Origin of the sequence: Allocoprococcus comes, from assembly GCF_013300725.1 — a bacterium.
In the GTDB taxonomy this organism is placed as follows: Bacteria; Bacillota; Clostridia; order Lachnospirales; family Lachnospiraceae; genus Allocoprococcus; species Allocoprococcus comes_A.
On record NZ_JAAIMM010000044.1, the window covers coordinates 1 to 9,571 of the forward strand.

9 protein-coding genes are annotated in these 9,571 nt (G+C 41.7%); all 9 read left to right on the forward strand.

Annotated elements, in window-relative coordinates:
- Positions 1–280 precede the first annotated feature (280 nt).
- The 9 genes from G4407_RS15490 to G4407_RS15530 all read left to right on the forward strand — a co-directional run bounded on the left by G4407_RS15490 (position 281) and on the right by G4407_RS15530 (position 9,449).
- The gene (locus G4407_RS15490) at positions 281–1,405 is read left to right on the forward strand and encodes a sugar transferase (RefSeq protein WP_243868869.1); all 1,125 of its coding nucleotides are present in this window, start codon (positions 281–283) and stop codon (positions 1,403–1,405) included.
- Between the two features lie 320 nt (positions 1,406–1,725).
- The gene (locus G4407_RS15495; protein ID WP_173689594.1) at positions 1,726–3,399 is read left to right on the forward strand and encodes a phospho-sugar mutase; all 1,674 of its coding nucleotides are present in this window, start codon (positions 1,726–1,728) and stop codon (positions 3,397–3,399) included.
- A gap of 20 nt (positions 3,400–3,419) precedes the next feature.
- Positions 3,420–4,730: a sugar phosphate nucleotidyltransferase gene (locus tag G4407_RS15500; RefSeq protein WP_173689595.1), complete on the forward strand. Its 1,311-nt coding sequence runs from the start codon at positions 3,420–3,422 to the stop codon at positions 4,728–4,730.
- Positions 4,731–4,751: 21 nt separating this feature from the next.
- Positions 4,752–5,717: a type I phosphomannose isomerase catalytic subunit gene (locus G4407_RS15505; RefSeq protein ID WP_173689596.1), complete on the forward strand. Its 966-nt coding sequence runs from the start codon at positions 4,752–4,754 to the stop codon at positions 5,715–5,717.
- Between the two features lie 28 nt (positions 5,718–5,745).
- A complete protein-coding gene (locus G4407_RS15510) occupies positions 5,746–6,870 on the forward strand; it encodes a glycosyltransferase (RefSeq protein WP_173689597.1) in 1,125 nt (374 codons plus the stop codon).
- Complete coding sequence (locus G4407_RS15515; protein ID WP_201856691.1) at positions 6,871–7,314, forward strand: LbetaH domain-containing protein; 444 nt, start codon at positions 6,871–6,873, stop codon at positions 7,312–7,314.
- A 2-nt stretch (positions 7,315–7,316) separates the two neighbouring features.
- The gene (locus G4407_RS15520; protein WP_173689598.1) at positions 7,317–8,363 is read left to right on the forward strand and encodes a glycosyltransferase family 4 protein; all 1,047 of its coding nucleotides are present in this window, start codon (positions 7,317–7,319) and stop codon (positions 8,361–8,363) included.
- Complete coding sequence (locus G4407_RS15525; protein WP_173689599.1) at positions 8,360–9,034, forward strand: glycosyltransferase; 675 nt, start codon at positions 8,360–8,362, stop codon at positions 9,032–9,034. The genes G4407_RS15520 and G4407_RS15525 overlap by 4 nt, the downstream gene beginning before the upstream one ends.
- 40 nt (positions 9,035–9,074) lie before the next feature.
- Positions 9,075–9,449: a glycosyltransferase gene (locus G4407_RS15530; RefSeq protein WP_173689600.1), complete on the forward strand. Its 375-nt coding sequence runs from the start codon at positions 9,075–9,077 to the stop codon at positions 9,447–9,449.
- Positions 9,450–9,571 lie beyond the last annotated feature (122 nt).

Sequence of the window (9,571 nt, forward strand, 5' to 3'; positions counted from 1 at the left end):
TTGTGATACTATTCATGTATCCTCCTTTCTGTTTTGAAGTTTCCGCAAGAACAATCATACAAAAAGAAGGAAAAAAATAAAATAGGATTGATCAGCGATAAGAACTGATTAATCCTATTTTTTATTGCTACATAGGCAGACAAGAGTCAGCCTCTCAAACCAGCCCCTCAAACCAAACCCTCAAACCAGCCCCTCAAACTTGCCCCTCAAGTTTGCCCCTCAATCTAAACCCTCAAAAAGACATCCCCTCAAAAACTTTGATTACCCCTATTTGTTTGCAATGAAAGAGTCAAGCAATTACTCGCGAATTGTCACATTTGCATTCCCGATCATATCGATCTGCGTATTATATATAGGAAGGATTTTGTTGAAAAAATGGCTTTCCAAGCACAGAGGCCCTGCATCAGGGAAAAGAGCGATCCTTCTGATCGGTGGAAAAAAGAATTATAAAGAAATTGTGGAGGCATTTACCGGCAATCCCTACAGTGAGTTTCATGTAATGGGAATTGGAATTATTGATGCAAAAGAAAATGAAATTCCAAATTATCATGGATTCCCGGTATTTTGTGGAGAGAGTGCGATTGAAGATTTTGCACAGCTGAACTGGGTGGATGAAGCACTTTTCAGTATTCCGACAGAGCTTGCGCTTCCGGATAAACTGATTGGAAATTTCGGTATCATGGGAATTACCGTACATATCAAGCTGGCAAGAGTTGCAGATGATTCTTCCAACCAGATTGTAGAAAAGCTGGAAGGATATACGGTGCTTTCGACAAGCATCAATATGGTAAGCACTGCTCAGCTGATCTTCAAAAGGACGATGGATATCTGCGGAGGACTGGTTGGAATGCTGCTGACAGGGATTATCTTTATCTTTGTAGCACCGATCATTTATATCAAGTCGCCGGGACCGATTTTCTTCAAACAGGTGCGAATCGGTAAAAATGGTAAGAAGTTCAATATTTACAAATTCCGAAGCATGTATATGGATGCGGAAGAGCGGAAGAAAGAACTGATAGCGCAGAACAACATCAAAGATGGTATGATGTTCAAGATGGATAATGATCCACGTATCATCAAGGGAATCGGTAATTTTATCCGTGATTACTCTCTGGATGAATTTCCACAGTTCTGGAATGTACTCAAAGGCGATATGAGCCTTGTGGGAACCAGACCGCCGACAGTGGACGAGTGGGAGAAGTATGAGATGCATCACCGTTCCAGACTGGCATTCAAGCCGGGACTTACCGGTATGTGGCAGGTCAGCGGAAGAAGTAATATCACAGACTTTGAAGAGGTTGTAAGACTGGATACCGAATATATTAAGAAGTGGAGTCCGGGGTTGGATATTAAGATTCTGTTTAAGACCGTGGCAGTTGTGCTGGGGAAGGTTGGATCGAAGTAGAGAAGAAATGAAATAGATGTCAAAGAATAAATGACGAGTGCTAAACATGTGGTTTATTCTTTGACGTAAAGTACAAAATAGATAAGTTATAAATTTAAAGTTAGAGTGTGGCGAATAAATATACGCCAGAGAAATGCGGAAAAAGATGCGACTGATTTTATTGAGTAAACCAGTCTTAATAATGATGAGTGGGAAAAGACTGGGTGATGAACGCACTAGGAATTAGAGAGAAATACTATCTGTAAAGAGCAGATGCGTACATAGATATAAAGATTCTTTTAAGGGTTTGGTTCGAGAAGGACCGAAGGAGTAAATAAATTATGGATATTAAAAAGGAATACGAGCGGTGGCTGGTGAATGCAACTGCGGATGCAGATGTTGCCGTTGAACTGAAAACGCTGGATGATACAAAAATTGAGGATGCTTTTTATCGTGATCTTACTTTTGGCACCGGTGGGTTGCGTGGTGTAATTGGTGCAGGCACCAATCGGATGAACGTCTACACCGTAGCGAAGGCTTCTCAGGGTCTGGCTGATTATCTGAAAAAGAACTTCACAGAGCCGTCTGTGACCATCGGCTATGACAGCCGTATCAAGAGCGATGTGTTTGCAAAGGTGGCTGCGGGCGTGTTCGCAGCCAATGGTGTTAAGGTCAATATCTGGCCTGCCCTGATGCCGGTTCCGACCGTGTCCTTTGCGACCCGTTATCTGCACACCTCTGCCGGTGTCATGGTGACGGCTTCTCACAACCCCAGCAAGTATAATGGCTACAAGGTCTATGGTGCTGACGGCTGCCAGATCACCACTGAGGCCGCTGCTAAGATTTTAGCTGAGATTGAAAAGCTGGATGTTTTTGCAGATGTCAAGAACAGTGACTTTGAAGCAGGTATGGCAAACGGCAACATTCAGTACATTTCGGACGAGGTCTACACGGCCTTCGTGGAGCAGGTCAAGAGCCAGTCTGTTCTCTTTGGCGAAGAAGTCAATAAGGATGTGGCTATCGTATACAGCCCGCTGAATGGCACCGGTCTGAAGCCCGTGACCCGCACCCTGAAGGAGATGGGCTACACCAACATCACGGTGGTCAAGGAGCAGGAGCAGCCGGACGGAAACTTCCCGACTTGCCCATATCCCAACCCGGAAATCAAGGAAGCCATGGTACTTGGCATGGAGTATGCCAAGAAGTGTAATGCTGACTTGTTGCTGGCGACCGATCCCGACTGCGACCGTGTGGGCATTGCCGTCAAGAACAAGGCAGGAGAGTATGAGCTGCTGACCGGCAACCAGACGGGTATGCTTTTGTTTGACTACATTTGCAACCAGCGCGTAAAACACGGCAAGATGCCTGCTGATCCGGTTATGGTCAAGACAATTGTTACCATGGATATGGGCGAGCAGATTGCTACCCATTATGGCCTGCGTACCATCAACGTGCTGACCGGCTTCAAGTTCATCGGTGAGCAGATCGGCAAGCTGGAACAGCAGGGCAGGGCCCACAGCTATGTGTTCGGCTTTGAGGAGAGCTACGGCTACCTGACCGGCTCCTACGTCCGGGACAAGGACGGTGTGGACGGTGCCTACATGATTTGCGAGATGTTCAGCTACTATGCAACCAAGGGAATCAGCCTGCTGGATAAGCTGAACGAGCTGTACAAGGCCTACGGCTACTGCCTGAACACCCTGCACAGCTACGAGTTCGACGGCAGCGCCGGTTTTGCCAAGATGCAGAGCATCATGCAGGCATTCCGTGGCAATATCAAGGAGTTCGGCGGCAGGAAGGTCGTCAAGCTGCTGGACTACGCACCGGGTCTGGACGGTCTGCCCAAGTCCGATGTGCTCAAGTTCCTGCTGGAAGACAACTGCTCCATCGTGGTGCGCCCCTCCGGCACTGAGCCGAAGCTCAAGACCTATATCTCTGTCAGTGCAGAGAACAAGGAAGCCGCCGAGAAGGTGGAAGCAGAAATTCGTAAGAGTGCTGAAGAATTCTTGAAGTAAAGATAGAGGAGAAAAACAAAATGAATATTATTTTACTTTCTGGTGGTTCAGGTAAGCGTCTCTGGCCTCTTTCTAATGATGTGCGCAGTAAGCAGTTCATCAAGCTGTTCAAGAATGATGACGAGTATGAATCTATGGTGCAGCGTGTCTATCGTCAGATTACTACGGTAGATGCTGACGCAAAAATCACCATTGCAACGAGTAAATCGCAGGCAAGTGCAATCAAGAACCAGCTGGGTGAGAAGGCTTCTATTTGTGTAGAGCCTTGCCGCCGCGATACATTCCCTGCCATTGCACTGGCGGCAGCCTATCTCCACGATGAGCTGGGCGTTGATGAGAATGAAGCAGTTGTTGTCTGCCCGGTTGACCCGTATGTGGATAACACCTATTACGAAGCTGTCAAGACTCTGCAGGTGCTTGCGGAGCAGGATGGCGCAAATCTGACCCTGATGGGCATTGAGCCGACCTATCCTAGCGAGAAGTATGGTTACATTATCCCGGAAAGCGGCGAAAATGTCAGCAAGGTTAAGGAATTCAAGGAAAAGCCGGATGTGGAAACAGCTAAGAAATATCTGGCTCAGAGTGCGCTGTGGAATGCGGGTATCTTTGCGTTCAAGCTGGGCTATCTGCTGGACAAAGCACACAGCATGATCGACTTTGAGGATTATCGCGATTTGTTCAATAAATATGATACCCTAACCAAGATCAGTTTCGACTATGCTGTGGTCGAGAAAGAGTCCAGCATTCAGGTTTTGCGTTATAGTGGCGACTGGAAAGATGTCGGCACTTGGAACATGATGTCGGAGGTCATGGCAGATAAGACTAAGGGTAAAGCTATCTTGGATGAAACCTGCGAGAACACCAATGTGGTGAACGAGCTGAATATCCCGATTCTCTGTATGGGTTGCAAGGATATGATTGTTGCCGCCAGCGGCGATGGTATCTTGATTGCTGATAAAGAACGTAGCGGTTATATGAAGCCTTATGTGGAAAAAATCGAGACTGAGGCAATGTATGCTGAGAAGTCTTGGGGTACTTATACGGTTATTGATGTGCAACCGGGTTCCATGACGGTCAAGGTTTCCATGAGAGCTGGCGAACGCATGACGTATCACATGCATAACTACCGTGAGGAAGTGTGGACGGTTGTTTCTGGTAAAGGTAAGGCAATTGTTGACGGTATGGAACAGGTATTGCGCACTGGCGATGTAATTACCATTGCAGCAGGTTGTAAGCATACAGCCGAAGCTATTACGACACTGGATATGATTGAAGTTCAGCTTGGTGAAGAAATCAGCGTCGCAGATAAGATTAAATTTCCGATGGAATAAAAAACAGTGGGAGACAGAGTAATGGAAATCATGAAATTGATTCCGACGGGTAAAGATTATTTGTGGGGTGGTACTCGACTTCGGGAAGAATATGGTAAAAAGATTGATCTAACACCATTAGCAGAAACTTGGGAGTGTTCGGTTCATCCGGACGGTCCAAGTTATGTGGCAAATGGTACATATAAAGGAAAAACACTGGCTGAAGTGCTGAAAGCCCATCCGGAATACCTTGGCACAAAAGTAGAAAACGGGGAGCTTCCGGTTCTGGTTAAGTTTATCGATGCCAAGAAAGACCTCTCAGTACAAGTTCATCCTAGTGATGAGTATGCAAGAGAGCACGAAGGCGACAACGGCAAGACTGAAATGTGGTATGTCATTAATGCTGACGAAGGAGCCAGTCTGATTTATGGTTTCCAGCATGAGATGACGGAAGGAATTCTCCGGAAAGCAGTTGAAACCGGAACGTTGGATAAACATCTGCAAAAGGTTCCAGTTCACAAGGGCGATACTTACTTTGTTCCGGCTGGTACAGTACACGGCATTGGGAAGGGAATTCTTGTAGCTGAAATACAGGAAAGCTCCAATGTAACTTACCGTGTCTACGACTATGACCGTGTGGATAAGAATGGCAAAAAGCGTGAACTGCATTTTGACAAAGCTGTGCAGGTCATGAACATGAAGGTTGCACCGGATGTGAGCCAGAAACCGAGAATGGTGAAGTACTATTCTGGCTGTTCCCGCGAATTGCTCTGCCGCTGCAAATATTTTGAAATAGAAAGAATACAAGTAACGAAAGGCTTTGCATTCTCTGTTATGGATGCATCTTTTCAGGTGTTAATGTGCTTGGATGGATATGGTGAAGTGCAGACGATGGATGCGGAACAGAAGCCGATGCGGTTCAGCAAAGGTGAAACACTGTTTTTACCTGCAGGACTGGGCAGATGTTTGACCGTTGGTGATGCAGAGTTGATTAAAGTTCGATGCTGATAATTTGCGGTGAGAGGAATAGAAAATAATGAAGAAAATTTTACATATATCAAAATATTATTATCCCTTTTCAGGTGGCACTGAGCAAATTGCAAGAGATGTAATTTTAGCACTTAAGGGTGAGCATGAGCAAAAGGTTATTGCGTTTAATGATGGTAAAGAAGACAAACTCGATATTGTTGATGAAATTGAAGTAATAAAATGCGGCTGTTTTACAAAGATTGCAGCACAGTCGCTGTCAGCATCGTATGGAAAGCACTTACATAAAGTTATGAAGGAATTTAATCCTGATATTGTAGTTTTTCACTATCCAAACCCATTTGTTGCAGCTTTATTGCTGAGAGAACTGAAAAACTCGAAAGCCAAACTCGTAGTGTATTGGCATCTTGATATTGTTCGGCAGAAGTACTTGAAGTTGTTGTTTGCTCCACAAAATAGAAGTTTACTTACTCGTGCAGATAAAGTTATAGCGACATCTCCGAATTATATAGAGGGAAGCAAATGGCTTCAGTCAGTAAAAGAGAAGTGCATTGTTGTGCCGAACTGCATTAATGTAGAACGAATGACAATCACATCAGAAATAGAAAAACGTGCGGCAGAGATTCGGGAAGAAAACAAGGATAAGACGATATGCGTCGCAGTTGGACGTCACACTGAATATAAGGGGTTCACTTACTTGGTTCAAGCTAGTAAGCTTTTGGACGATAAATTCCGAATTTTTATTACTGGAAAAGGTGAATTAACGGAAAAGCTTCATGAAGAAGCGAAAGGTGACGCCAAAATTGTTTTTACAGGTCGCATTGATGATGTGGAGTTAAAAGCGTTAATTTTAGCGTCTGATATATTTTGTTTTCCTTCTATTACAAAGAATGAAGCATTTGGCTTGGCACTGGCAGAGGGAATGTACTACAAAAAACCGGTAGTTACATTTACCATTCCGGGCTCTGGTGTCAACTATGTTAGTTTGAATAAAGTGACAGGAATCGAAGTTGAAAATCGTAATGTAGAAAAGTATGCAGATGCTATGAAGACACTCGCTCAAAATAAAGAATTAAGCTTGAAATATGGCAAGGCAGGAAAAGAGCGAGTTGAAAACAACTTTTTGTCAACACAGTTTTGTAACAATATTAAGAAGCTGTTTGCAACTTTTTAAATGCAGGAGAATGATATAACGGTATTTTGGAAAATAGCGCATTCCCTTTATAAAGTGGGGGGACTGACTCCGCTTGTGCGTATGTTCGAATTTTTAAATTATTGGATATGCGCAAATGCTGTTTCAGCTAAAGCTGAGATTGGATCCGGTACAAAGTTCTGGCATAGAGGACTTGGCTACACAGTTCATTATAAGGTGAAGATTGGTGAAAGTTGCAAGATTCTCCATAATGTGATGATTGGTGCGAAGTTTAAAAATGGATTGCCAGATGAGGATGTTCCGACAATTGGAAATAATGTGTTTATTGGAACAGGTGCGGTGATAGTTGGAAAAATAGGAAACAATGTAATTGTTGCTGCAAATTCTGTTGTAACGAAGGATGTGCCAGATGATTGTTATGCACTGGGGACTCCAGCAGAAATAAAGAAGATAAGGAATATATAGCGATGAAAGTAATAATCAATGGACGTTTTTTGATTCATAGAGTTACTGGTGTAGAGCGATATGCAAGAGAAATATTATCAGAACTGGATAAAATAATTGAGCCAGAGGGTATTGAAATGGCTGTTCCACCAGAGGTTAAAGATATCCCAACTTATAAAAATATCAAAGTAGTAAAACTAGGAAAACTACACAACAGATTATGGGAACATCTCTCTTTTCCATGGTATGTTCATAAAAATAAAGGCATTTCATTGAACTTATGTAATGTTGCACCACTTCCGGCACCGGGGATTGTATGCATTCATGATGTCAAAGTAAAAGCAACCCCGCAGTATTTTTCAAAAAAATTTTTGCTGTGGTATGATTTATTGCTTGGCAATGCAACAAAAAGGGCTAGGAAAATTATTACGGTGTCAGAGTTTTCTAAGTCTGAAATTGTGAAGTATTTCCAAATAAATCCAGATAAAATTACGGTGATTCCTAATGCATGGCAGCATTATAAAAAAATCGAATATGATGAAGATGCACTTAATAAGTATGATCTGAAAAAAAATAACTACTATTTCTCTATGTGCAGCTTAGAGCCTAATAAAAACTTTAGGTGGATTGCGGAAGAAGCAAAAAGAAATCCTAACTGTGTATTTGCAGTTGCAGGATCAATTAATAAAAAAGTATTTGCAGATGGTATGGGATTTGAATGTCCCAATAATATGAAGCTACTTGGTTATGTTTCTGATGAAGAAGCAAAAACTTTAATGAGGGACTGCAAGGCGTTTTTATTCCCAACTTTTTATGAAGGGTTTGGAATTCCACCGTTAGAAGCAATGAGTGCAGGAGCAAAAAATGTTTATGTGTCTGATGCAGCTGTAATGCATGAAGTATTTGAGGATAGTGTGCACTATATTAATCCATATAAATATAATGACGTTTTTGATGACAATGTGGTAGATACGGAAGAATGCATCAGGAAAGTGTTATCAAAATATAGTTGGAAGAAATCAGCGGAGATTTTGTCTGCTGTAATTAGCACAATGAGAGGCGGACAATGAAAAAAGTAATATTTGTTATTTTAGGTCTGGATTTTTCAGGAGCTGAAAATGTCCTTATACAGTACCTTGATGGAAATAGTGAGATTGATCCATATTTTGTTTTTATATATGAAGGAAATGCAGCTCAACACTTTAGCGAAAGATTTGGAGCAAGCAAGGTTTTCCAGTTGAAGATATGTTATATCAAAAATGAATTGCGTTTTCTGCCGAAAGTCACGCAATATAGATTAAAGCATGCTTTGATGACAGTTATTGAGCAGTTGAGGCCTGACGCTTTTTATTTTAATAATACACATGAAGTGATTCTTTCTCGAAAAATTGTGAGAGAATTAAAAGTTCCCTGTATTGGACATGTACATGATATGCAGGCTTCAATCGGAACAGTTTGTAAGAGGTATGAAGCAAAAAGAGCTTTTGATGAATTAGATGTGGTTTTAACTGTATCAGAAGCGTGTAAAAAATCGTGGAATTGTAACCGAATGAAAGTTGTTTATAATGGCGTTTCAGATGATTATTTTACAACAGATAAATTAATTAAGAAAAATGATCCAATCGTAGTGGGATATGTTGGCATGATATCTAAACGAAAAGGATTTGATATATTAGTAAAAGTCATTGAATCTATGGGAGATAATAAAATGGAAAATTGCGTACAACCTTATAGAAGATAGTTGCCAAGATTTATTAAATTGTATCAAAGATAAAAAAAATGTGCAGTTTTTTTTAAGGCTCAATAGCTCTGAGATGAAGGCTTTTTATGATGCAATCGATATTTTGCTTGTTCCAAGCAGGCAGGATCCATTACCTACGGTAGCTATTGAAGCAATGGCACGAAAAAAACTCGTATTGGGTTCTAATACGGGTGGTATTCCAGAGCTTCTTGGTTCAAAAAGATATTTATTTAAAGTTGAAGATTCAAGTTCAATAGAAACTATGCTGTCTGAATATTGTAACAAAGATACATATGAATTCAGTAGCTATGTAGAAGAACAGTGGCAACGGGCATATGGATTGTTTAGAAGTTTTAGTAAAAGAACATATGTTAATTCAATTATTTCTGGACAATTAAAGGAGGATAGAGTATAGAACAATGATTTATTGGATATTTGCTTTTATAGCAACTGGTTTCGCTTATTTATCAGTTCATGTAAAAGTAAGTAGGTAATCATCCGTATCTGTTATTCCCCGATTCCCTTTGGTACAATACC

Excerpts from the sequence above, each read along its gene's own strand:
- G4407_RS15500 (WP_173689595.1), top strand. The coding sequence starts at position 3,420 with ATGAATATTATTTTACTTTCTGGTGGTTCAGGTAAGCGTCTCTGGCCT.
- G4407_RS15515 (WP_201856691.1), top strand. The coding sequence starts at position 6,871 with ATGCAGGAGAATGATATAACGGTATTTTGGAAAATAGCGCATTCCCTT.
- G4407_RS15490 (WP_243868869.1), top strand. The coding sequence starts at position 281 with ATGAAAGAGTCAAGCAATTACTCGCGAATTGTCACATTTGCATTCCCG.
- G4407_RS15495 (WP_173689594.1), top strand. The coding sequence starts at position 1,726 with ATGGATATTAAAAAGGAATACGAGCGGTGGCTGGTGAATGCAACTGCG.
- G4407_RS15520 (WP_173689598.1), top strand. The coding sequence starts at position 7,317 with ATGAAAGTAATAATCAATGGACGTTTTTTGATTCATAGAGTTACTGGT.
- G4407_RS15525 (WP_173689599.1), top strand. The coding sequence starts at position 8,360 with ATGAAAAAAGTAATATTTGTTATTTTAGGTCTGGATTTTTCAGGAGCT.
- G4407_RS15505 (WP_173689596.1), top strand. The coding sequence starts at position 4,752 with ATGGAAATCATGAAATTGATTCCGACGGGTAAAGATTATTTGTGGGGT.
- G4407_RS15510 (WP_173689597.1), top strand. The coding sequence starts at position 5,746 with ATGAAGAAAATTTTACATATATCAAAATATTATTATCCCTTTTCAGGT.